This window comes from Pedobacter chitinilyticus (assembly GCF_003313385.1).
GTDB classification, from domain to species: Bacteria; Bacteroidota; Bacteroidia; order Sphingobacteriales; family Sphingobacteriaceae; genus Pedobacter; species Pedobacter chitinilyticus.
In genome coordinates, this window is sequence record NZ_QMHN01000005.1 from 385529 (window position 1) to 409072 (window position 23544).

The window sequence follows — 23544 nt, forward strand, 5'->3', positions numbered from 1 at the left end:
TGAAATAAACAGAATGTTAATAAAATATTTCGATACAAAAAGTGTGGATTTTTTTGTGCGAATAGTTGTTAATCTCAATGTTAATTGATAAAATTGCTATAAAATTGCTTAGACAACATATGAAGAAATTATACTTTCTTGCGATTACCGTGCTTTCTTTAATGCTTTCTAGTTGCGGAAAGGGCGGTAATGGGGAATTAGTAGGGGCTTATAACAGGAAATTCAAGAACAATGCTATCCCGTTGGGGATGGTTTATATACCTGGTGGTCGTAACCTTTTGGGGATGACCGATGAGGATATTACCTTTTATCAAGGCAAACAAAGTAAGATGGTTTCGATGAGCCCATTCTATATGGACCAAACAGAGATCACCAACGCTGAGTACAGGCAGTTCGTGAATTGGGTAAGAGATTCCATCGCCGTTACTAAAGGTAATATTGACGATTATTTCATTAAGCCAAAAGGTGGTGCTGCCGCTGGACCTTCTACTTTTAAAACCATCGACTGGAAAAAAGTAGGAAATGGTTCTAATCTTTGGAGAAATAAGAAACCAGACGTACAGAATAAGCTAAAAGCGATGTATATCAATGATAACCTTTCAAGCTTTACCAATGGTAAGAATGATAAGGATATTGATATTAAGCTTTTGCGCTATGCTTTTGTAGAGAAAAACTTGGATATGGCTTTGGAAAATGCTTCATCGCCTAACAGACAACGTATCGACGATTACGATATCTATACTGATAATCCAACTCCTGGAAAAGTAAACGAACACCCTTCTGTAATGGTTTACCCTGATACCTTGGTTTGGAGAAAAGATTACACTTACGAGTATAACGATCCAATGGTTGAGGCTTACTTTAACCACCCTTCGTATGACAGATATCCGGTAGTTGGGGTTACTTGGGATCAATCAAGAGCTTTTAGTAACTGGCGTACGCAGTTTTATGAAAATGTTGCCCGTCAGCGTAAATTGCCTTCTAATTCTAGATTAAAATACGATTTGCCAACGGAAGCTGAATTTGAATACGCGGCCCGTGGTGGTAGAACACAAACTAAATATCCTTGGGGTGGTCCTTATATCATGAACGCCAAAGGTTGTTTGCAAGCAAACTTTAAAGTGGGTAGAGGTAACTACGCGGATGACGGTGCTTTATACACTGTTGAAGCTAAAGCATACTTGCCAAACGATTACGGTTTATATAACATGTCGGGTAACGTAGCAGAGTGGACCTTGAACTCTTACAACAGCTCATTGCCAGAGGATAAAAACCCAATTTTTAGAAAAGGTAAACGTAAGGTTGTGAAAGGTGGCTCATGGAAAGATATCGGATTTTTCCTTCAAAACTCAGTAGCGCAACACGAATACCAAAACATTCCTAGATCATACATCGGTTTCAGATGTGTGTCACACTACGCAGGAAATAGCTTAATGTAAAAACAGAAATTAAAATAAAAAACCACAAACTAAAAAATTAACTATTAAGAATTATGGCAGGAAAATATGCTACTAATGAGGCGAAATTACACTTAGCAACGTCAATCGGTGCGTCTATTGTAATTGTTGGTGCGTTATTTAAAATCCTTCACTTGGGAGGTATTTGGGGAAGTATCATGATTGGGGTGGGACTGGGTGTAGAGGCTATTCTGTTCCTGCTAGGCGGTTTGTTCCCTCCTCATGCAGATGTGGAATGGGATAAAGTTTACCCCCAATTGCGTAAAGATGGAAAACCTACACCTAACGATGCAATCCCTCAAGTTGCCGCGGTAGGAGGTGCTTCTTCTACTGGTGCATTAGATAAACTAGTAAACGAAAAAATTGGTGCAGAATTGATCGAAAGCCTAGGTAATGGCTTACGTACTTTTGGAGATAGAGTAGCAAGTATCTCTAGTGTGGCAGATGCTTCTTTAGCTACTAATGAATTTACATCTAACGTAAAAGGCGCTAGCGCTAGCCTTGGTAATATGAATGCTGCTTTTGGTAAAGCTACTGAGCAATTGGCTGAGTTAGGTGCTAGCAATGCAGATTCAAAAGCTTATCATGAGCAAGTAAATAATTTGGCAAAAAACCTTTCGGCTTTAAATGCAGTGTATGAATTAGAATTGCAAGATTCTAGCGCTCACTTAAAATCAATGAATAAATTTTACCAGAACTTGGCCTTAACCATGGATAACTTCAATGAATCGATGGAAGATTCGAAACAGTTTAAAGAAGAAGTTGGTAAACTTGCCAAGAATCTGTCGTCGTTAAATGCCATTTATGGTAACATGTTAACGGCAATGAATCAACCACGTGCTTAATGGTCATATTAATCTAACTTATAAATATTGATATAATATGGCAGGAGGTAAGGAAACGGCAAGGCAGAAGATGATTGGTATCATGTATTTGGTACTATTAGCTATGCTTGCCCTAAACGTTTCTGATTTGGTATTAAAAGCTTTCAAGAACATTAATGATAGTTTGAATACCTCTAAAGAAAACGTTGGAAATAACATCACCCAACTTTTAAGAAATTACGAAAGCACAAAAGCCAAGGAGAGTGGCGATAATTTGCTTAAATTAAATAGAGCAAAAGAAGCGCAAAAGGTTGCTGAAGATTTGATCAAGCATATTGATGGACTTCAAGCAAAGATTGCTGAAGAGGGACTTGACGAAAATGGCGAATTAGTGCAAAAAAACAACCTCGATATTGGTCAAAATATCATGGGTAGCGACACTGAAAATAAAGCAGGTAAAAAATTACAAGCTAAAATTAACGAAACAGGTAAGAAATTAGCTGCGTTGTTGCAGGCTGATGAGGGTAAGCCGACTTTTATGCTACAAGCACTTGATCCGGTAAAACCTAAAGCTGGCGAACCAAAAACGTGGACAGGTAATAATTTTGGTGAAGGTGTGCCTTTAGCCGCTTTCAGAACCATTTTGACGATGTTGCAGAATGATGCTAAAAACATGGAAGCGGACATCATCAATAAGATTTTGGCTGACAAACCTATTGTGGTACTAGATCAGTTTGAAGCGGTTGCGGTTGCACCTTCTTCATACGTGATACAAGGCCAGCCCTATAAAGCTGAAATTTATTTGACTGCTAGTGATTCTAAATCTAGTCCAGATGTTAGTGTGAATGGGAATAAAGTGCCTACTGAAAACGGAAAAGGTGTTTATACAGGCGGTACTGGTAGTGTAGGTACTTTCACTTGGAAAGGTACGATTAGAGTTAAAGAAAGAAACGGTAACATTAAGACTTACGAAACTAAACCACAGACTTATCAAGTGGCTGCCCCTTCGGCAACGGTTTCTTCTGATAAGCTGAATGTGATTTATGCGGGTATTCCGAATCCATTTACTATTTCTGCTGCGGGTTTTCCGAATATTAATGCTTCCATTACAGGTGGTGGTTCGTTAACCGGTGGCAATGGAAAATATATGGTAAATGTACCGGGTTCCTTAGTAGGCAAAGAAGTTTCTATCAGTGTTTCTGGTACAAATGCTGGGAAAACAGTGAACTTGGGCGCTCCTAAATTTAGAGTAAAAGCCATTCCTGCACCAGTAGCTAAAGTTGGTGGTTACGGTGGTGGCGATATTGCTTCCGTACAATTGAAAAGCGAGTCGGAAATTGAAGCTGATTTAGATGATTTCCCTTTTGATGTGAAATTTAAAATCTTGCGATTTGAAGTAACAGTAATTAAACCTCGTGCTGATGCGATTACGATATCAGGACAAGGTGGTAATTTTACTGGAGCAGTAAGAAGTGCAATCAATGCGGTATCGCCAGGAACAAGGGTTATTTTTGACCAAATTGTTTCTCAAGGCCCTGATGGTAGACAAAAGGTTTTACCTGCGTTGGTATTTAATGTAAAATAATTGAAGATGAAAAAGATTGCGTTGTCGTTGGTATTAATTGCGGTAATTTCAGTTACTGGTTTTGCCCAAAAAGCGAATACCAATAAGAAAGGTGCAAAGAATCCTCCTGCTAAGGTGGTACAAGAAGCTCCTAAGACAGAAGTTCCAAAAGTAGATACCACCAAAACGGTTAAGAAAAAGCAAAAGGTAAAGCCAAAAGATGGCTATGCCATGGAGAAGGAATTAAGGGATACGGCTTCAGAAAAAGCATTTTTAGCAGTAATTAAGGATGAGGACGTAGTGCTTACCAAACGCGTTTGGAGAGATATCGATTTACGCGATACCATTAACGGTGTACTTAACTTCCCAAAATCAAGGTTAATAGATGTATTGCTCACTCAAGTAAGATTAGAAGAGCTTACCGCTTATAACCCTAAAAACCCAACCACTTTGGATGATGACGATGCTTTTAATTTCCCATTAGATACGGCTGAAGCAATTAAATTGGCAAATGGCGTGGTAAACGTAACCAACAATAAAACGGGAACAGTTACACAAGTGCCAGGAGAGTTTAATCCTGCTTTGTTCTTGAAATATAGAATTAAGGAAGACTGGGTTTTTGATGGTAAAAGAGGTGTTTTCGAACCTCGTATCATCGGCTTGGCTCCTTTGAAGTTCAATGAGCAAACTAAAGATTGGCAACCCGTATTTTGGATCGCCTATGAGGAAGCTAGAGATATTTTAGCAACCAAAAGACTTTTCAATGCTTTAAATGACTCTTCGCCATTAAGCATGGACGATTTCTTTATACATCGTTTATTCTCTAGCTATATCGTTAAGGAAACCAACTCTGGTGATTATAAAGTAAAAGATTTAATTACTGATCCTAGGCTACGCTTATTGGAAAGTGAACGTATCAAGAAAAAAATGGCTGATATGGAACAAGGTCTTTGGGAATATTAACCAAGTCTAGTTCAACGAAATAAAAAGTCTCGATGTTTGTTCATCGGGACTTTTTTTTGTGATAGACTATTTTGTCATTTTAGTGCATCACGTCATTGCGAGTTACGAAGCAATCTTAATGCTAAAATCAAATGAGGTTGCTTTGTACCTCGCAACGACGTAAAAGTCCTGGTTTAGTTAGCTTCAGTATCGTTAAAGTAATTTACTAGTGTAACGACTTGTTTTTTGTTCAATAACTTGGATAGCTCTTCTGCACTAGCTTCTTTAATTCGCTTCACGGATTTGAAGTGCGTCAACAATTTTTCAGCGGTGCTTTTGCCAATACCTTCTATTTCTTCTAGTTCCGTTTTTAAAGTTCCTTTGTCTCGTTTTTTTCGGTGGAAAGTAATTCCGAAACGGTGCGCCTCATCACGAAGCTGCTGAATGATTTTCAACGTTTCCGATTTTTTATCTAGGTACATCGGTAAACTATCGTTAGGATAATAAAGTTCTTCTAGCCTTTTAGCGATGCCAATCACGGTGACCTTCTTGTCTATCCCTAATTTCTTTAAACTACTCACTGCAGATGAAAGCTGTCCTTTACCGCCATCAATTATAATCAGTTGAGGCAATGATTGATTTTCCTCTAACATCCGCTTATATCGCCTGTAAACAGCCTCCTCCATGGTCGCAAAATCATTGGGACCTTCTACTGTTTTTACGTTAAAGTGCCTATAATCTTTTTTGCTTGGTTTGGCATCTTTAAAAACCACAATGGCTGATACTGGATACTTGCCCTGAAAGTTAGAATTATCAAAACACTCGATATGATGAGGCAGTTGCGTAAGTCTCAAATCATTTTTCATTTGAGTAAGTACGCGTTCTGTTTTCAGTTCTGGATTTAGCTTTTCGTATTGGTTTAGTTTTTCTTTTTTAAAGAATAATACGTTCTTTTGAGAGAGCTCTAACAGTTTTTTCTTCTCGCCAAGCTTAGGTAGCGTAAGCTTTAAATTCATGTCCTCCAATGGGATTTCAAAAGGAACAATGATTTCTCGAGAGGTACTTTTAAATTTCGTTCTAAATTCGGCAATAGCGATAGATAAAAGCTCTTCATCACTCTCGTCCAATCGCTTTTTAATTTCTATGGTCTGCGTTTGGATAATCGCTCCGTTCATTACTTTGAGGTAATTCACAAAGGCATATCGTTCGTCACTGGCTATACTTACTACATCAATATTGGTGATGGCACTGCTTACTACGGTAGACTTGCTTTGGTACTTTTCTAAAACGCTCAGCTTTTTTTGGTAATTGTGTGCCAGCTCAAAATTAAGGTCCTCAGCAGCTGTTTTAACTACTTGCTTCACATCCTTAATGACATTGCCTATTTTGCCATTTAAAATATCTTTAATTTCTGCAATGTTGGTTTCGTAATCTTCCTTGGTTTGGTAGTTTTGACAAGGACCTTTGCAATTGCCAATTTGATATTCCAAGCATACCTTAAACTTTCCTGCATTGATATTCTCAGGTGTTAAAGGAAGATTGCAGGTACGCAGTGTGTAGGTTTCTTTAATTAAATCTAGGATGGTATGCATCATCCCTACAGAAGCGTATGGTCCTAAATAAGTCGAGCCATCTTTCACCATTCTACGGGTCGAAAAAACACGTGGAAAAGGTTCTTTTTTGATGACAATCCACGGATAGGTTTTGTCATCCTTTAGCATGATGTTGTAACGAGGCTGATGCTTTTTGATTAAGCTGTTTTCTAACAACCAGGCATCTATTTCGGTATCTACAATGGTAAATTGTATGCGTCTAATTTTCGACACCAATACCCTAGTCTTTCCGTTAATTTGTTTGTCCTTTACAAAATAGGAGCTTACGCGATTTCGGAGGTCTTTGGCTTTACCAATGTATATGAGTTTATCCTCAATATCAAAATATTGATAAACGCCAGGTTTATGGGGAATGTCTTTTAACGCTTTTTTGTAATCGAAACTGCTCATCTAGATGACAAATTTACACTAAAAAATTAGACCTCGTAGGTTTAAAACTTACGAGGTCTATTCAATATGGCATTTAGAATTTAAAAGCCCAATTTTTTGTCTAGCTCTGTGGTGGTTTGTTCCTGAGGCTGATATTGGTTACAGTCGTAAATGATGTTGACTCCGCTAGTAGGCGGATCAAAATCATTCTTGGTAACCTTTAGGTTTGGATTGGCATATACTCGCTTCATAAACCCAGCGTAAATAGGCAGTGCCGAATTAGCACCCTCGCCATCTCTAGTACTGGTAAAATGGAAAGCACGGTCTTCGCAGCCTGTCCAAACGCCTGCAACTAAATCAGGAGAGATGGCCATAAACCAACCGTCGGAGTTGTTTTGAGTAGTGCCTGTCTTTCCACCTATAGCACCGTTTATTTTGTATTTGTAGCTTAAGCGAGAACCAGTACCGCCTGTAATTACGCCACGTAACATGCGGGTCATCACATAGGCCACTTCTTCGTTCATTGCTACTTTAATAATAGGTTTGCTTTCGTAAAGCACTACACCATTTTTGTCTTCAATCTTGGTGATGAAATTAGGCTGTGTCCAAGCGCCCTTATTTGCAAAAACACCATACGCACCTACCATATCATAAATAGAAGCATCAAAAGTCCCCAGTGCAATAGAAGGTACTGCAGGTACATCACTAGTGATTCCCATCTTTTTGATCTCGTTCATTACTGCCGTTGGACCTACTTCTTTCATTAAAAAGGCCGCAATATAGTTTTGCGAAAAGGCTAGACCTTTTTGTAAGGTGATTTTGCCAGGCAGGGGCGTACCGGAATTACGTGGCGTCCAATCAGGGCTACCTGGATTAGAAATCGTTACAGGCTCATTCAGTACTTCAAAACATGGGGAATAACCATTTTCGATCGCTACGGCATAAGTAAAAGGTTTTGCGGTAGAGCCCACTTGTCTTTTACCCATCTTTACCTGATCGTATTTGAAATGCTCGAAATTAATACCGCCAACCCAAGCTTTAATGTTGCCCGTTTTTGGGTCCATGGCCATCATCGCATTGCGCAATAACAATTTGTAATACTTAACTGAGTCAATCGGTTTCATTAACGTATCAATGTTGCCACGCCACGTAAAAATAGTCAACTTAGAAGGGGTGTTGAAGTCAGTGTTGATTTCGTCATCTGATTTACCTTCTAATTTTAAAGCTTTATACCGGTCAGATCTTTTAATGCCTTGATCAATGAGTGTTTCTAAGCCTTTAAATGGATTTCTGCCTTTCCAGCTTTTAGTAAACTGGGCCTGCAAAGTCTTCATGTATTCTTTTTGGGCTTCTTCGGCATATACTTGCATATCGTAATTGATCGTGGTATAAATCTTTAGGCCGTCTCTATCTAAATCATAAGGAGTACCATCCGCTTTATTGATTGAACGATCTTCTAAAATCTTTTTTACTTCTGTTTTTAAAACCGCCCTGAAATAAGGGGCAATACCATCGTTGGTGGTTGCTGCATTAAAATGTAGGTTAAGTGGTTTTTCTTTCGCTCCTGCAAACTCGTCCTGAGTAATGTAGCCTTCTTTCACCATTAAAGCCATTACGGTATTTCTACGTTCTAAAGATCGTTCTGGATTTTTGGTAGGTGAATAACGGGTAATTCCTTTTTGTAAACCGATTAATACCGCTGCCTGAGGCACCGTTAATTTATCGGGTGTAGTATTGAAATATACTCTTGCCGCAGATTTGATACCGTAAGCATTATTCCCAAAATCTACCGTATTCAAGTACATGGTAATGATTTCTTCTTTGGTGTAGTTACGCTCTAGTTTAATGGCAATTACCCATTCTTGAAACTTTTGGATAATCCTTTTTGCGAAATTTTTGGCTCTTCCTTCTTCCGAAAAAAGGTTGAGTGCCAATTGTTGCGTAATGGTACTACCACCTTGCTTCTTTCCAGTGATGGCATATAAGAAAATGGTAAAAGTACGTTTGAAGTCGATACCCGAATGCGAACGGTAGCGAATGTCTTCCGTTGCAATCAGCGCATTGATCACGTTTGGTGAAATTTCGCTATAGTTAACGTTGGATCTGTTTTTAACAAAGTAAGTACCCAGAACTTTTCCTTCTTCAGAAATCACCTCGGTAGCTTCATTGCTTTTTGGGTGCTCAATGGCTCTAAATGAAGGGATTTCTCCAAAAACACCAAAGCCAATCATGATGATAAAAATAGCAAAAGCAATAATGCCTGCAATAAGCACTTTCCAAATGCGCCAATTGTATTTTCTGATAAGCTCTGGAGATAATGAATTGTTTTTTCTATAGTTCATTGCTACTGATATATCTAATGTACCTTTCTAGGGTATTTCGATTGGTGATTTTTTCTAGATTTTCTTTACTGATGGCAAAGGTAACATAATTAGCGGCAGGAATTTTCATGATTTTGCCTAATTGAGGCTTTATGCTCTCCACATATTGTTTCACATCGCCAACGCTGTTAAAGTCGCCCACAATAATCAATTGATCGTCATTTAGTTCCCTAAGCTGGTGTCGAAGGTTGGTGCCAGCATAGTTGCCACGATTAAACTGTCCAATACCAAAACGAGAAGTACTTACATTTAGTGCAGCCGAATTTACCGCCACTACATAATAATAGGTAGTTGAAGAAGCAGGGTTAAACAAGGTTTCTTTTACAGGCGGCGCAACTATAGGCTTAGCAACAGTATCCGCTGGTTTCGTAACTGCTATTGGCGTAACGATGGTATCCTTTTTGGTTACTGGCGGAATAATTACACTGTCTTTCTTTACTGGTTGAGGTACAATTACCGAATCCTTTTTAGGCTCAACCACTGGCTTTCTGGTGATCACCGTGTCCTTTTTAACTTCCTTAGGCACAGGTTTCACTTCAGGCTTCGGCTCTACTACAGGTTTTTGAACAGGTTTTTCTTCTACAGGTTTTGGTGCAACAGTTTGTGTAGGCGTATAAGTTTTTTTGCCTGTTGGATCAAGTAAATTAGCAATAATAGGTTCGTTTAGCCTTATCCTTGTTTTGTTTTCCGCAAACGGGATTTCGTTCGTGTCATAATCTACCAAAGCAATCTTTCTCTTTTTGAACTCGCCCAAATGGGCATTAATGTAAAGCAAGTGTTCATCTACCAAAGGTTTGATTAAGCGGTCGTTTTGGTACTTTTCGGTAATCTGCTTGAAAGCAGTAATTAGCTGGTCAACATGTTCCGTGCGGCCAATGGCTATTGCCTTTAAGTAATCATACTGAGACTCCATGCTATTTCCTGGGAAACGCTGACTAACGTTGTTTGCATCAGCGATTACAGCCTTGAACTCTTTTTCCTGTAGTTTCTTGAATAGGCTTTCGTATTCTCTGTTCAATGTAGCTTCTAGCTCATTTTGCTTCGAAGAGAAATTAGGATCGATGATGGTTTTGGCATAAACCGAATTAGGATATTTGCTTAACACCAAGTTTTTGTACTCGTTTGATTTGGCGTTATCGTTGCCTTGATAAGCCAAGTATAAACTGTAATAAATCATGTCCAACTTGTTGTTGTTGGGAAATCTTTTGAGCAAAAGCTGATAGGTCTTGATTGCTTCTGACTTATCGTGCAATACTTGTTGGTAAAAGCTACCCATATCTAAATAGGCATCTATAATTTTTTGGTTCGATTTTTCCAATTGTGCTGGACTAAGCGGAATGGAATCAAGATAAGAAGTTACTTTGTTCGCGTCTTGAGGGGCGTTGTTTGGAGTCGCCGCATCTGGATTCGTTGGTAGTGAACCAGGTCCATTGTCTGCCGCTGCACTAAGTGCGTCTTGTTGGTCTTGCGATGATTTGACACTTTGTCGCCAGTTAGGTGCTAGTTTTCTATTGCCCCAACGTTTTTTAAATTCATTAAACCCTCTGCTAACGGCATTGGAGTTGGCAAAATAAAAGGTGCCGCCAGTTTGGTTTTGATAATTTACGTTTGCTCTTCCTGCGTTACCTGTAGAGGTGCCATTCGGATCTGTAGAGGTGCTGGCTACACTGGGAGCCATTGCCGAAAAATAATTGTTTAGCGCAACAGCACGATCATTAGCTGGCAGTAAAGCTATTTTTTGTAGCGTATCTTGCAGGCTAATGGTTTCGTAGCGTTGTTGTAAATAGGCCAAATTCTGTGCTTTATTGGCAATTGATTCGTATAGCGGATGTGTTTTAGGTAAAGTTAAAGCGGTACTGTCATAATAGAGTTTTGCAGTTACATAATCGCTGTAGTGTTTAAAGTTTAAATCAGCAATTTTTAAATATGATAATGCTTTTTGTGTTTGATTAACGGTACTGTTCTTCACCGAAAGGTTATAATATTCTTCCGCTTTGGAATATTGGTCGGCGGCATAATAATCTTCGGCAATTTCATAGTAAATCTGATCTTTAAAGTCTACGTTCTTATCATCCTTCAGCATTCTGGTAAGTTGTAGTTTCCTGTCAAAGTTTTTGCCGTCCAACATTTCCGCAATTCTAATTTTGCTCAACTTGGCATTAAAGTACATGTCAAAAGGGGCGTTGCTTTTTTCCACTTTTTGGTAAGCTGCCTTACTCTTGGCATATTCTTTTTCATTCTCGTAAAGTTGCGCTAGGGTATACGTCCACCTAATTCTGTTTAACGAACTTGGTCCTGCTTTTAAGGCAAGCTCCAAATAATCAATAGCCTGCTTGTCGTTTTCTTTGATGATGTTGAATTGCGCTAGGGTAGCTAAAGGCTCTGATTTTTCTCTTTTTACTGAATCAAGTTCTATTTTAATCGTATCTAAAATCTTTGCAGCATTTTCCAGGTCATCTAGTTCTATAAAACTGCGTGCTTTCCAGTTAAGGGCATTGAGATAAACGTTATGGTCTTTTTGATAAGCTTTGGCTACATAATCAAAATAAGCTGTAGCGTTGTAGTACTTGCCTTGAAGAAAATTTGTTTTTCCTAAAAGGATGTAGGCATCATCTATATAATTACTATAATTCTTTTCTGCAATAATGGTTCTTGCTTTTTGGTCTATCAGGTCAAGCTCTTTGATTTTACTGCCAGCGGTTGTCGCATCGGCAATAGCAGGAGCGTAGTAGAGCGGCAAAAAACTGCTAAAATTATCTATTCTACTTTGGTTAACACCTTCTAAATACTCTTCCAATAAAACATTAGAATTGTAAATAAGGTTATATCTTGCAGACAGATTTTGAAGTTTTCTGTTGGCAAGCGTGTCTTTTTGAGAAGAGCAGCTTGCGATTAATGCGAGCGTTAAAAAGCCCAATAAGGCTCCGTAGCCATGTTTTTTGTAGGAGTTCAATTGGTTTTGAGTTATTTATACTATAACAAAATATTTGCAAAAATATTTTATTCGGCAATATAATCTTAATATTTGAAATGTAATTTACCAAATGTAAGCCAAACAATGGAAGAGGAGAAAGATAAAAATGCATCTAGCTATGCCAAATATACCGGGATTGCTTTTCAAATGATGGCCACTATTGGCATTTTTGCGTTTATTGGTTATCAAATAGACAAACATCAAGGAATCGAAAATTTTCTTTTTACCGCTATATTGGGCATAGTAGGCGTGGGAGCATCATTATATCAAGTGGTGAGATCGCTAAATAGGAACAAATCGTGAAATTATAGACCAATGGTTAACTTTGCCACAAAAAATCTGTTTTGAGCTTAAGAAAATTTATTGTTGCCTATTTTATTTATACGTTAGTATTGGCTGGTGTGGCAGTTTTGTTGAAGAACTTATTGCCAAGTGTTATTGCTGATCAATTTTGGTTGGTTTTTGGTTTTTTGGCTGGACTAACCTTGATCGCTTATCTGTTGGCTCATTTGGGCATTAAAAGAAATCCACAAACGGGTGTTTTCGCAATTTTGGGCTCTGTAATCCTCAAAATGTTATTCGCTATGTCTTTTGTGTTGATTTACAGCCTGAAACAAGTTAAGGGGGATTTGGTTTTTGCCCTCAATTTTTTTTCTTTATATTTATTGTTTACCCTCTTTGAAATATTAGGTTTGTTACGTAACTTGCGCCACCAAAATAAATAGTAAAAATCTGCGAGTAAATGGATTATAACCGAGTTTTTGTGTCAAAAGTTAGAAGACTAATTGTTGTTTTTGCGCTTTTTTCTGTGTTTTTAGGATTTAGAACTGCTGCTTTTGCGCAAGCTGATAGTGTGGCTGCTCAAAGCCATGAAGTGAGTGCTCCGGCTGCACACGGTGAAGAGCATGGAAAAGAGGAAAAAGGATTTGATATTACTTCATTTATTTTCCATCACATTAGTGATAGTCACTTTTTTACCATTTGGGGACATGGCGATCATGGTTTAACGCTTCATTTGCCAATTATTCTTTGGACTGATAATGGTTTGGTGATGTTTAGTTCATCTGCTTTTCAGTTTGATGATGCAGGTAAAGTTGTGGTAGAGAAAAACGGTCAGCGTTTTGCGATTGCCCATAACAAAATCTATTATGCAAACGCTGCTGCTGATGCTCATGGTTCTTACGTTTCTCACGTAGCTGATGAGAAAGGTGAAGAGAAAGTAACCAATGCACGTCCTTTGGATTTTTCGGTTACCAAAAACGTATTTAGTATGTTGCTATCAATTGTAGTGTTGGTAGTTGTTTTTACTACAGTTGCTGCAGGTTACAAAAAGAGAGCTGGTAAAGCGCCAAAAGGTCTTCAGTCTTTCTTAGAGCCTATCATTCTTTTTGTTCGTGATGATATTGCTAGACCAAACTTAGGTCATAAATATGCTGCTTTTATGCCGTATTTATTATCTGTGTTTTTCTTTATCTGGTTAAACAATATGTTAGGTTTGGTTCCTTTCTTTCCGGGAGGTGCTAACGTAACAGGTAACATTGCTTTAACTGTGGTTTTAGCTGCCGCTACCTTCTTGATCACTACCTTTAAAGCAAATAAATATTATTGGGGACACATTTTGAACCCTCCAGTGCCATGGTGGTTAAAGCCATTGATGATCCCTGTAGAGATTTTCGGTATGTTTACTAAACCTATCGCTCTAGCTATTCGTTTATTTGCAAACATTACAGCAGGTCACATTTTGGTAATGTCGCTATTATGCTTGATTTTTATCTTTAACTCTATCGCTGTTGCGCCAGCATCAATTTTCTTTGCGGTGTTTATCGGCTTGATCGAGTTCTTGGTAGCATTTATCCAAGCGTTTATATTCACTATTCTATCGGCGCTATTCATTGGTATGGCGGTAGAAGAGCACCATTAATTAGAACATAATTGTTAAACAATAATAAATAAATCAAAAAAATGACTGGAACATTAGCTGCAATCGGCGCAGGCTTAGCTGCAATTGGCGCTGGATTAGGTATCGGTAAAATCGGTGGATCTGCAATGGAATCAATTGCTCGTCAACCAGAAGCCGCTTCAAAAATTCAAACTGCTATGCTTATCGCTGCTGCTTTTATCGAGGCGGTTGCTTTATTCGCGGTAGTAGTTTCTTTGATCGCAAATTAATCAAAGAAAGATTTTAAGATAAGCACCTTTTCGGGGTTGCCGCTAAGGTGCTTATTTAAAAGAAAGTTTAACAAAGAAAAAATATTAAATATATACAATGGATTTATTAGTTCCTGAAATTGGTTTATTAGCGTGGAATACTATTTCTTTCCTAGTGTTGGTGTTTTTATTGGGCAAGTTTGCTTGGAAACCAATCATGAAAGGTATTCACGATCGTGAAAAAAGCATTGATGAGGCTTTGAATAAAGCTGAATTGGCTAGACAAGAAATGGCTCGTTTAAGTTCTCAGAACGAAGAGTTGATGAAACAAGCTCGTGAAGAACGTGACCAAATTTTGAAAGAAGCTAAAACATTAAAAGATAGCATCGTTAACGAAGCAAAAACTCAAGCGCAAACTGAAGGTGCGAAATTGATCGAGAAAGCTCGTATCGAAATCGAAAACCAAAAGAAAGCAGCTTTGGCAGAATTGAAAGGCCAAGTTTCGGCATTGTCATTGGATATTGCTGAGCGTGTGTTGCGTAGCCAATTAGATGATAAGGCGAAGCAACAAGAGTTGGTGAACAATTTGTTAAAGGACGTTGAATTAAACTAAGTTATAAGTACTACGTTTTAAGTTTTAGGTTTTAGTGCTCGGTGTAGATCAGCAACTTATAACTTACCACTTACAACTTACAACTAAAATATATGTCAAGTAAAGCAGGAGCTAGATACGCGAAATCATTGTTAGACCTTTCTAAAGAGCAAAACGCTGTTGAAGAGGTGAAAAATGATATGGTGTTTTTTGAGCAGGTAGTAGACGATAATTCTGAGTTGGAAGCTATCCTTAAAAACCCAATTGTGCCTTTGGATAAAAAGCAAGGGATTTTGCAAGGGATTTTTGGAGGAAAAGTACATGCCATCACCGAAAGTTTCTTGAAATTGGTGGTGAACAAAGGCCGTAGCGCTATCTTATACGATACAGCTAAACAGTTTGTACAACAATATAACGTGATTAACGGTATTGTAACTGCAGAAGTGACTTCGGCAAGTCCGCTTACTGATGCGAACAGAGCTGAGGTAGTTAGCCTTGTGAAAAAGGAATTGAATGCTAGCCAAGTGTTGATTAAGGAAAAAGTAAATGCTGATTTGATTGGTGGCTTTGTACTTAAGGTTGGCGATAAGCAATTTGATGCAAGCATTGCTAGTGGCTTGACAAAACTGAAAAAGGAATTCGCTAACTAGGTTTTAGTATTTAGTAGTTAGTATTTAGATAGGAAACTTTGACGGATACTGAACTAAGCTAAGAACTACAGCAGCAAGTAACATAAACCCGATTGAAGCGGACACGAAGTAAAGCGGAAAGCGGGACTGAAATAACAAAAGAGTAAGAGATTACATTTACAACAAAAGATATCAAAATAACATAAAATTATGGTAGAGGTAAGACCAGACGAAGTTTCGGCAATTATCAGACAGCAATTGGCCGGCTTCAAATCAGAAGCTGAACTTGAAGAAGTTGGTACTGTATTGCAAGTGGGCGATGGTATTGCTCGTGTTTACGGCTTAACTAAAGTTCAAAGTGGTGAGCTTGTTGAGTTTGCTAACGGCTTGCAAGGAATTGTATTGAACCTTGAGGAAGATAACGTGGGTGTGGTATTGTTAGGTCCATCAGACGAGATCAAAGAAGGTGATACCATTAAACGTACTAAAAAAATCGCGTCTATTAAAGTTGGCGAAGGTATGTTAGGTCGTGTAGTAAATACATTAGGTGAGCCAATTGATGGTAAAGGACCTATTGCTGGTGAAACTTACGAAATGCCTTTGGAGCGTAAAGCACCTGGGGTAATCTATCGTCAACCAGTTAACGAGCCTCTACAAACTGGTATCAAGGCTATCGATGCGATGATTCCTATCGGTCGTGGTCAACGTGAGTTGGTTATTGGTGACCGTCAGATTGGTAAAACTGCGGTTTGTATCGATACCATTATCAACCAAAAGGAATTTTACGAAGCAGGTAACCCTGTATTCTGTATCTATGTAGCTTGTGGTCAAAAAGCAAGTACAGTAGCAAACGTTGTACGTACTTTAGAAGAAAACGGTGCATTGGCTTATACTGTGGTTGTGGCTGCTTCTGCTGCTGAGCCTGCTCCTTTACAGTTCTACGCTCCTTTTGCTGGTGCTGCTATTGGTGAGTTCTTCCGTGACACAGGTCGTCCAGCTTTAATTGTTTATGATGATTTGTCTAAACAAGCTGTGGCTTACCGTGAGGTTTCGTTATTATTGAAACGTCCTCCAGGTCGTGAGGCTTATCCAGGTGACGTTTTTTATCTTCACAGTCGTTTGTTAGAAAGAGCTGCGAAAATCAACGCTAACGATGATATTGCTAAAAACATGAACGACTTGCCAGAGTCTATCAAAGGTATCGTTAAAGGTGGTGGTTCATTAACTGCATTGCCAATTATCGAAACTCAAGCTGGTGACGTTTCTGCATATATCCCTACTAACGTAATTTCAATTACTGATGGTCAGATCTTCTTGGAGTCGAACTTGTTCAACTCTGGTATCCGTCCAGCCATTAACGTAGGTATTTCGGTATCACGTGTAGGTGGTAACGCACAAATCAAATCAATGAAAAAAGTTGCTGGTACTTTGAAATTAGACCAAGCGCAATACCGCGAGTTAGAGGCTTTCTCTAAATTCGGCTCTGATTTGGATGCGGCTACTAAATCTGTACTAGATAAAGGTGCTCGTAACGTAGAGATGTTGAAACAAGCTCAGTTCTCTCCATTTACTGTAGAGAAACAAGTTGCAATTGTTTACGCTGGTACTAAAAACTTGATGCGTAGCGTACCTGTTAACAAGGTAAAAGAATTTGAAGCAGATTATTTACAAGCATTAGAATTGCGTCATCCAGAAACTTTAGCGGCATTAAAAGCTGGTAAATTTGATGATACCATTACTGGTGTATTGGAAACTGTAGCAAAAGAAATTTCAAGTAAATATTAGAATAGTTATGGGTTGCGAGTTACAGGTTATGGGTCTACATCCCGCAACTTATAACTCGTAACTCGCAACACAACTAAAAGAATGGCCAATTTAAAAGAAGTAAGAAATCGTATTGCCTCTGTGCAGTCAACTCAGCAGATTACCAAAGCAATGAAAATGGTATCGGCAGCGAAGTTGAAGCGTGCCACTAATGCAATCATTCAATTACGTCCTTACGCAACCAAGTTGAAAGAAATTTTAGGAAATCTTTCGGCAAGTTTAGAGGGTTCTACCTCTCCTTTTATCGAAGAAAGAGAGCCTAATAAAGTGTTGATCGTAACAGTATCTTCGAACAGAGGTTTAGCTGGTGCGTTTAACATGAATGTGATTAAGGCCACTAATAACTTAATTGCCGAAAAATATAGCGAGCAGCTTAAAAAAGGTAACGTAAGTATTGTTGCGATCGGTAAAAAAACACAAGATTTTTACGAGAAACGTAACTACAACGTTATTGGTAATAATAATGATGTTTATCAAGCGCTTACTTTCGAAAACGTAACTAAAATTACGAATGCGATTATGGCTGGTTTCGAAAAAGGAGAATTTGATAAGGTAGAGTTGGTTTACAACCAGTTTAAAAATGCTGCAGTACAAATTATCACTACTGAGCAGTTGTTACCTTTGCCTAAAACGGCGGCAGTAGAAGAAATCAAAGCTTCTAACGTTGATTATATTTTAGAGCCAAATCAAGAAGAGATAGTTTCTCAATTGATCCCGAAATCAATCAAAATCCAGTTGTATAAAGCGGTACTAGATTCTCATGCTTCTGAGCATGGTGCTCGTATGACTTCAATGGATAAAGCAACAGAAAACGCAGGTGACTTGTTGAAATCGTTGAAATTAGCTTATAACCAGGCACGTCAAGCTGCAATTACTACAGAGCTTACGGAGATTGTAAGTGGTGCGGCAGCATTAAACGGATAATTTTGGTTCATTAGTTCATTGAACTAATTCCATTAAAATATTAAACCCTCATCGTTTTTCGGTGAGGGTTTTTTGTTGAATTTACTTTTTATAATCCATAATTATTATGTTTTTTTTGGATTGTAATCCATAATTATTATGTTTTTTTTGGATTGTAATCTGAAATTATTATACTTTTGTTTAAAGATAATTTATAATGTTTGTAAGAAAGCAGCTTGATTATGCTATTGCTCGACTATTTAAGGGCAAAGCCTTTATTGTGTTTGGTCCACGACAGGTAGGTAAAACTACCTTTGTAGAACAATTGCTAAATAAAGTCAATAAAAAAACTTTGTATCTTAATGGAGATGATGCAGATGTAAGAGCTAATCTTCTTAGTCCTAATGCAGCGCAATTGGAGAGACTGTTAGAGGGTTACGAAATACTTTTTATAGATGAAGCTCAGCGTATCAATGAGGTTGGCCTGTTTATTAAAATTATTGTAGATAGATTTAAACATGTTCAAGTAATAGCTACTGGTTCATCAGCTTTTGAGCTTAGTGGAAAAATAAATGAACCTTTAACTGGACGCAAGTATGAGATGATGTTATTGCCGTTTTCCTATGCAGAATTAGTGGATAATACAGATTTTTTAACCGAAGAAAGGTTGTTGGAGCAAAGGCTACGTTATGGTTCTTATCCCGAAGTGATTAATGATGAGAAGAATGCAGAAGAGCATTTAAAGCTATTGGCAGATAGTTATTTATATAAGGACTTGTTTACTTTGGAAGATGTGAAAAAGCCAATGCTTTTCGAAAAAATAGTAAAAGCTTTGGCATTACAGGTTGGTAGTGAAGTAAATTTTTCTGAACTAGCACAATTGGTAAAAGCTGATCAAAAAACGGTAGAACGTTATATCGATCTGTTAGAAAAGGCTTTTGTAGTGTTCTCTTTGCCAGCTTTTTCTGGAAATGTACGTAACGAGATAAAGAAAGGAAGAAAGATTTATTTCTATGATACTGGTATCATTAACGCCATCACAAGAAACTTTAATCCTATGGCGAATAGAAATGATGTAGGCGCTCTTTTTGAAAATTATATGATTTCTGAAAGAATAAAATACCTATATCAGAATCAGAAAGATGTAAAATACTTTTTTTGGCGTACTACACAACAGCAAGAAATAGACTACATAGAACAGCAGGCAGATCAAATACTAGCGGTAGAATTTAAGTGGAATGAAAATAAAAAGGTAAAAATTCCAACCACATTTAAACAAGCGTATCAAAACATCAAATCTATATTTGTTTCAAAAGCCGATAGAGGCATGTTCTTGACGTAACAGCATTCTACTACTTTAAATGATTTGATAATTGACATGGCTTTTTAACTTTATACTTTATAATTTTGGCTTTTTATTTATCGGATATGAGATTTAGATTTTTAATGATTGCATTGTTGGCTGTTCCAACTTTAGCTTCAGCACAAAAGGGAATAGCGCCTGAGAGAGATTGGACAAATGCTGTGCTATGGCAGCAATATAGTGGCGAGTACCGAGCTTTGGCTTTTCAGGCTTATAACTTTGCTAGATTATCACTAAAAGAGGCTTTATGGGAAAATCAGAATGGTAAACCTAACTGCGTAATTGTAGATGCAGATGAAACGATCATAGACAACTCTCGTTTCCAAGGTTACGAAATTCAGCATGGGGCAAGTTATGTACCTGCTCATTGGACAGAATGGACTTCTAAAGCAATGGCTGATACTGTTCCAGGAGCTTTGTCGTTCCTGAAATTTGCAGCGAGCAAAAACGTAGAAACTTTTTATATTACCAACCGTGATGAGGCTGATAGAAAGGCGACTATAGAGAATTTGAAAAAACTTGGCTTTCCTTATGTTGATGAGGCACATGTAATGACCAAAAGCACGACTTCGGATAAGCAGGAGAGAAGAAATAAGGTATTAGAAAAATATAATGTGTTGCTGCTTTGTGGAGATAACTTAAGCGATTTTTCGAATGTTTTTTACAGAGAAGGGAAAGATACCAAAGAGCAGGTAGATGCCAATCAGCACTTGTTTGGTACCAAGTTCATTGTACTTCCAAATCCGATGTATGGTGATTGGGAAAAACTGCTTTACAAAGAAGGTAAGTTTAACGAGCAGGAAAAAGCAAAACAACGCTTAGAAAAACTTAAAAGTTACTAAACCATAGTATTATTTGTAGAAGAAATATTATTTTTGCGCAAGACAAAATTAAAACGATAAAACATGGATGCTAAAGAAAGAGAAAACAGCATGAAAACAGCCAACGATTCGGCTATTTATTCTTCACTTGCTTTATGGGCAGTTGTAACTGTAGTTGGAGTATTTTTGCGCTTCGCTTTTGACTCTTTGACACTTTCATTAGTTTCATGGGCTATTTTAGCTTTTGGCTTTGTAATGTGCTGCGTTACGGCCTTCAAAATTTTAAACGCAAAATAAATTAATAAAATTTATAGATGAAAAATCCCCTCATAGCATTGCTATGAGGGGATTTTTTTATTTGTCCCAAATTGAAAACCGCAAACTGAAAACTGAAATGGGTTACCTTCAAGCGTTTTTAGCATTAAGCTAAAAAGAGATCAAATTAAACCTCGAAACAAATTGTCTGCCTTAAGGAAATAGCATGCTTAAGACAATTTTGTGAAAGGAATAAGTTCTACACTTAAAACCTATTAACAAAATGAAAAGACATTTTGCCATCGTGGCATTGGCTGCAATTGTATTTGCAGGCTGTAATGCCGAGCATAAAGCTGAAAGCACTGATTATGCTTCTACAGAAGCTTTAGATACCGTATCTAATAATCAATTAGTGGAGAAAATGATCAAAACCGCTGATATGCGTTTTAGGGTAAAAGATGTACAGCGCACCAAAGCTGAGCTGAGTAATACCATAAAAAAGCAAGGTGGTTTGGTGATGGAATTTTCCTTAAATAGCAGCATTCAGAATACCAAAAAAGTTAAGTTAAGTGCCGACTCACTAAAAGAAATTACCGCTTATCGAAAAGAAGGTTATCTAGTGGCTAGAATTCCATCTGCGGAGCTAGATGAATTTACTGATCAAATTGCTGGTATGGCGGTATTTGTAGATAACCAGTCGTTGAAAATGGAAGATAAAAGCTTATCCTATTTAGAAAACTCCATGAAATCTGCCAATAGGCAAGAAGCAGTAGAGCAGATTAAAAAGGTAGGGACTAAAAAGGGAAGTAACGTAGAAAGTTCACTTTACATCAAGGATGATTATGTGAACAAGAAAATCGAAAACCTGAGTATCGACAAACAAGTTAAATTTAGCACGATTACGCTTAGCTTTTATCAAGACAATACGGTTAAAACAATGACTGTAGCGAATGATAATCTGTATGATTACCAACCAGGTTTTTTTAATAGACTAGCCCTGAATTTTGTGGATGGATGGATATATTTCAAAGAATTTATTCTGTTTCTGTCTAGGTTTTGGTTGTTTTTTACGGTTGGTTTGGGTGCTTTCTTTGTCATCAGATATTATACGAAGAAACAAAGTGATAAAACTTTCTTACCTCCACCAAGTAATTAGTTTATACACCTCGTCACCGAAATGGCGCTCCCCTACACGTCGTTTCGATGAGGAGGAACGACGAAGAGAAATCTGACTCAGCGGATATAGATAAGTATTCATTTAAGAAGTGACTGAGATTGCTTCGTCGTACCTCTTCGCAATGACTATTTGGTATCTAATCAGTAAGAAATCAAAACTAACTGAGAAAGCCATGAGCAAATTGTAAAATTTAAACTATAGACCATAGTTGTGATAATAAAGTGTTAATTTCATTCAGCTAAACTATAATTACTCAATGAAGAAACTAACCCTTATTGCGGGTCTAGCTTGCGCTTTCTTAAGTGCAAGGGCTCAAGACTTTTCTGCCGTTTTTAAGCAAATTAACACTGAAGTACAATCAAATTCACAGGCATATAAAAACCTGAAGAGTGCCACCGATAAAATTGGACATCGCCTAACAGGTTCTGCCAATGGTGCAAAAGCCGAAGAATTTGCTTTCAATCTTCTGAAATCATACGGTTTCGATGTGCGTTATCAGCCATTTGAAGTAGAAAGTTGGGACCGAAAAACCTTATCGGTTAAAATTGGTGGCGATAGAACAAATTTGTCGCCAGTTAAAGCGGTGACTTTGGCACACTCGCCAGTAAGGTCAAATGTAACTGCGGAGATCATAGATGTAGGAAATGGTTTAGAGGCCGACTACGAACCTGTAAAGGATAATGTGAGGGGCAAAATTGCATTGATTTATATCGGAGTGCTTCCAGGTTCTCCAGCAGGTACAGCCTCTCTGCATCGTTCTGAAAAAACTGCTATTGCTACTAAATATGGTGCGTCTGGTGTCATCATCATTAACAAGGTAGAAGGTGGTGTGTTGCTTACTGGAACGGCATCGGTTACTGGCAAATTAATTCCTATTCCAGCGGTTTGTATTGGTTTGGAGAGCGGGATAGCTTTAAAGGCAAAACTGAAAACAGGTCCGCAATTTGCACAGATCGCCATGACCAATTTTTCGGGAATGATCAAAGCCAGAAACGTGATTGCTACTTTGAAAGGCACTACCTTGCCCAATGAAAAAATTGTGGTAGGTGGACATTTAGATAGTTGGGATTTAGCCACAGGAGCTATCGATAACGGTATTGGTTCTTTCTCTATCATTGATATGGCCAGAACTTTTAAAATGTTGAATTTACAGACTAAACGTACCGTTGAATTTGTGATGTTTATGGGCGAAGAGCAAGGTTTATTAGGTTCAAAAGCCTACGTGGCTCAGGGCTTAAAAGATAAAACTTTGGGTCAAGTACGTTTTATGTTAAACTATGATATGACCAATGATCCTAAAGGATTTTCTACTTCGAGAAAGGAGATGGAACCACTATTTAAAAGCTGGGGTGCCGAAGTGGTAAAAATTGATACAGGCTTTAAAAATCTTTTCCATGCAGGAGCGGGCTTGCATAGCGACCACCAACCGTTTATGCTGGAAGGTATCCCAACGGGTGGAGGCGCTGGTGGTAAATTGCCAAATAACTCAGGACCTTTTTACCATTCGGATGGCGATGGTTTCCACTTGGTGGATGAACAAGGGATGAAAAATACCGTGCGTTATTCGGCCATGTTGACTTATGCTTTAGCCAACACACCTACTATTCCAGTGACTAGATTCTCTGATGCGGATTTAAAAGCATTTTTGGAAAGTCAAAAACTTAAAGAGCCACTAAAAATTGCTGGCGAATGGAAATGGGGAGATTAA

Annotated in this window: 20 protein-coding genes; 17 read left to right on the forward strand and 3 right to left on the reverse strand. The window is 38.0% G+C overall.

Going from position 1 to position 23544, the window contains the following annotated elements:
- Positions 1-119 precede the first annotated feature (119 nt).
- Genes porK through porN form a run of 4 tightly spaced genes read left to right on the forward strand, consistent with a single transcriptional unit; the run spans position 120 to position 4808 of the window.
- A complete protein-coding gene (porK, locus tag DUT70_RS16510; protein ID WP_113648539.1) occupies positions 120-1439 on the forward strand; it encodes a T9SS ring complex lipoprotein PorK/GldK in 1320 nt (439 codons plus the stop codon).
- 53 nt (positions 1440-1492) lie between these two features.
- A complete protein-coding gene (gene porL, locus DUT70_RS16515; RefSeq protein WP_113648453.1) occupies positions 1493-2302 on the forward strand; it encodes a type IX secretion system motor protein PorL/GldL in 810 nt (269 codons plus the stop codon).
- Between the two features lie 37 nt (positions 2303-2339).
- Positions 2340-3866 carry a type IX secretion system motor protein PorM/GldM gene (gene porM, locus DUT70_RS16520; RefSeq protein ID WP_113648454.1) on the forward strand — a complete coding sequence of 509 codons (1527 nt, stop codon included), beginning with the start codon at positions 2340-2342 and terminating at the stop codon, positions 3864-3866.
- A 6-nt stretch (positions 3867-3872) separates the two neighbouring features.
- Positions 3873-4808, forward strand: coding sequence for a type IX secretion system ring subunit PorN/GldN (porN, locus tag DUT70_RS16525; protein ID WP_113648455.1), 936 nt, complete (start codon positions 3873-3875; stop codon positions 4806-4808).
- Positions 4809-4981: 173 nt separating this feature from the next.
- On the opposite strand, the gene uvrC is transcribed toward porN, so the two are convergent.
- The 3 genes from uvrC to porW form a co-directional block, all read right to left on the reverse strand.
- Positions 4982-6790, reverse strand: a complete 1809-nt coding sequence (gene uvrC, locus DUT70_RS16530) for an excinuclease ABC subunit UvrC (protein WP_113648456.1) — start codon at positions 6788-6790, stop codon at positions 4982-4984.
- Between the two features lie 80 nt (positions 6791-6870).
- Positions 6871-9111 (reverse strand): transglycosylase domain-containing protein, encoded by a 2241-nt coding sequence (locus DUT70_RS16535; RefSeq protein ID WP_113648457.1) that lies wholly within the window; start codon positions 9109-9111, stop codon positions 6871-6873.
- Positions 9101-12103 (reverse strand): type IX secretion system periplasmic lipoprotein PorW/SprE, encoded by a 3003-nt coding sequence (porW, locus tag DUT70_RS16540; RefSeq protein WP_113648458.1) that lies wholly within the window; start codon positions 12101-12103, stop codon positions 9101-9103. Before porW ends, DUT70_RS16535 begins: the two co-directional genes overlap by 11 nt.
- A gap of 105 nt (positions 12104-12208) precedes the next feature.
- Here porW and DUT70_RS16545 point away from each other — a divergent pair, with 105 nt between their 5' ends.
- The 13 genes from DUT70_RS16545 (at position 12209) to DUT70_RS16605 (ending at position 23544) form a co-directional block, all read left to right on the forward strand.
- The gene (locus DUT70_RS16545) at positions 12209-12427 is read left to right on the forward strand and encodes an AtpZ/AtpI family protein (RefSeq protein WP_113648459.1); all 219 of its coding nucleotides are present in this window, start codon (positions 12209-12211) and stop codon (positions 12425-12427) included.
- Between the two features lie 41 nt (positions 12428-12468).
- Complete coding sequence (locus tag DUT70_RS16550) at positions 12469-12849, forward strand: hypothetical protein (protein ID WP_113648460.1); 381 nt, start codon at positions 12469-12471, stop codon at positions 12847-12849.
- A gap of 38 nt (positions 12850-12887) precedes the next feature.
- Positions 12888-14045 (forward strand): F0F1 ATP synthase subunit A, encoded by a 1158-nt coding sequence (gene atpB / locus DUT70_RS16555; RefSeq protein WP_317047823.1) that lies wholly within the window; start codon positions 12888-12890, stop codon positions 14043-14045.
- Positions 14046-14086: 41 nt separating this feature from the next.
- Entirely contained in the window at positions 14087-14293 is a 207-nt protein-coding gene (gene atpE, locus DUT70_RS16560; RefSeq protein WP_113636474.1) for an ATP synthase F0 subunit C, read from the forward strand.
- Between the two features lie 97 nt (positions 14294-14390).
- Positions 14391-14885, forward strand: coding sequence for a F0F1 ATP synthase subunit B (locus DUT70_RS16565; protein ID WP_113648462.1), 495 nt, complete (start codon positions 14391-14393; stop codon positions 14883-14885).
- Positions 14886-14977: 92 nt separating this feature from the next.
- Complete coding sequence (gene atpH, locus DUT70_RS16570) at positions 14978-15514, forward strand: ATP synthase F1 subunit delta (RefSeq protein ID WP_113648463.1); 537 nt, start codon at positions 14978-14980, stop codon at positions 15512-15514.
- Positions 15515-15703: 189 nt separating this feature from the next.
- Positions 15704-17278 (forward strand): F0F1 ATP synthase subunit alpha, encoded by a 1575-nt coding sequence (atpA, locus tag DUT70_RS16575; protein WP_113648464.1) that lies wholly within the window; start codon positions 15704-15706, stop codon positions 17276-17278.
- 81 nt (positions 17279-17359) lie between these two features.
- Complete coding sequence (gene atpG, locus DUT70_RS16580) at positions 17360-18241, forward strand: ATP synthase F1 subunit gamma (protein ID WP_113648465.1); 882 nt, start codon at positions 17360-17362, stop codon at positions 18239-18241.
- Positions 18242-18437: 196 nt separating this feature from the next.
- A complete protein-coding gene (locus DUT70_RS16585; protein ID WP_113648466.1) occupies positions 18438-19562 on the forward strand; it encodes an ATP-binding protein in 1125 nt (374 codons plus the stop codon).
- Positions 19563-19648: 86 nt separating this feature from the next.
- The gene (locus DUT70_RS16590) at positions 19649-20425 is read left to right on the forward strand and encodes a 5'-nucleotidase, lipoprotein e(P4) family (RefSeq protein WP_113648467.1); all 777 of its coding nucleotides are present in this window, start codon (positions 19649-19651) and stop codon (positions 20423-20425) included.
- Between the two features lie 63 nt (positions 20426-20488).
- Positions 20489-20701: a hypothetical protein gene (locus tag DUT70_RS16595; RefSeq protein ID WP_113648468.1), complete on the forward strand. Its 213-nt coding sequence runs from the start codon at positions 20489-20491 to the stop codon at positions 20699-20701.
- Between the two features lie 241 nt (positions 20702-20942).
- The gene (locus DUT70_RS16600) at positions 20943-21815 is read left to right on the forward strand and encodes a DUF4349 domain-containing protein (RefSeq protein ID WP_113648469.1); all 873 of its coding nucleotides are present in this window, start codon (positions 20943-20945) and stop codon (positions 21813-21815) included.
- Positions 21816-22092: 277 nt separating this feature from the next.
- Positions 22093-23544 (forward strand): M28 family peptidase, encoded by a 1452-nt coding sequence (locus DUT70_RS16605; protein ID WP_113648470.1) that lies wholly within the window; start codon positions 22093-22095, stop codon positions 23542-23544.

What these genes read in the sequence shown, in the direction of transcription:
- porK (WP_113648539.1), top strand. Translation starts at nt 120, where the DNA reads ATGAAGAAATTATACTTTCTTGCGATTACCGTGCTTTCTTTAATGCTT.
- porL (WP_113648453.1), top strand. Translation starts at nt 1,493, where the DNA reads ATGGCAGGAAAATATGCTACTAATGAGGCGAAATTACACTTAGCAACG.
- porM (WP_113648454.1), top strand. Translation starts at nt 2,340, where the DNA reads ATGGCAGGAGGTAAGGAAACGGCAAGGCAGAAGATGATTGGTATCATG.
- porN (WP_113648455.1), top strand. Translation starts at nt 3,873, where the DNA reads ATGAAAAAGATTGCGTTGTCGTTGGTATTAATTGCGGTAATTTCAGTT.
- uvrC (WP_113648456.1), bottom strand. Translation starts at nt 6,790, where the DNA reads ATGAGCAGTTTCGATTACAAAAAAGCGTTAAAAGACATTCCCCATAAA.
- DUT70_RS16535 (WP_113648457.1), bottom strand. Translation starts at nt 9,111, where the DNA reads ATGAACTATAGAAAAAACAATTCATTATCTCCAGAGCTTATCAGAAAA.
- DUT70_RS16545 (WP_113648459.1), top strand. Translation starts at nt 12,209, where the DNA reads ATGGAAGAGGAGAAAGATAAAAATGCATCTAGCTATGCCAAATATACC.
- atpE (WP_113636474.1), top strand. Translation starts at nt 14,087, where the DNA reads ATGACTGGAACATTAGCTGCAATCGGCGCAGGCTTAGCTGCAATTGGC.
- DUT70_RS16565 (WP_113648462.1), top strand. Translation starts at nt 14,391, where the DNA reads ATGGATTTATTAGTTCCTGAAATTGGTTTATTAGCGTGGAATACTATT.
- atpH (WP_113648463.1), top strand. Translation starts at nt 14,978, where the DNA reads ATGTCAAGTAAAGCAGGAGCTAGATACGCGAAATCATTGTTAGACCTT.
- atpA (WP_113648464.1), top strand. Translation starts at nt 15,704, where the DNA reads ATGGTAGAGGTAAGACCAGACGAAGTTTCGGCAATTATCAGACAGCAA.
- atpG (WP_113648465.1), top strand. Translation starts at nt 17,360, where the DNA reads ATGGCCAATTTAAAAGAAGTAAGAAATCGTATTGCCTCTGTGCAGTCA.
- DUT70_RS16585 (WP_113648466.1), top strand. Translation starts at nt 18,438, where the DNA reads ATGTTTGTAAGAAAGCAGCTTGATTATGCTATTGCTCGACTATTTAAG.
- DUT70_RS16590 (WP_113648467.1), top strand. Translation starts at nt 19,649, where the DNA reads ATGAGATTTAGATTTTTAATGATTGCATTGTTGGCTGTTCCAACTTTA.
- DUT70_RS16595 (WP_113648468.1), top strand. Translation starts at nt 20,489, where the DNA reads ATGGATGCTAAAGAAAGAGAAAACAGCATGAAAACAGCCAACGATTCG.
- DUT70_RS16600 (WP_113648469.1), top strand. Translation starts at nt 20,943, where the DNA reads ATGAAAAGACATTTTGCCATCGTGGCATTGGCTGCAATTGTATTTGCA.
- DUT70_RS16605 (WP_113648470.1), top strand. Translation starts at nt 22,093, where the DNA reads ATGAAGAAACTAACCCTTATTGCGGGTCTAGCTTGCGCTTTCTTAAGT.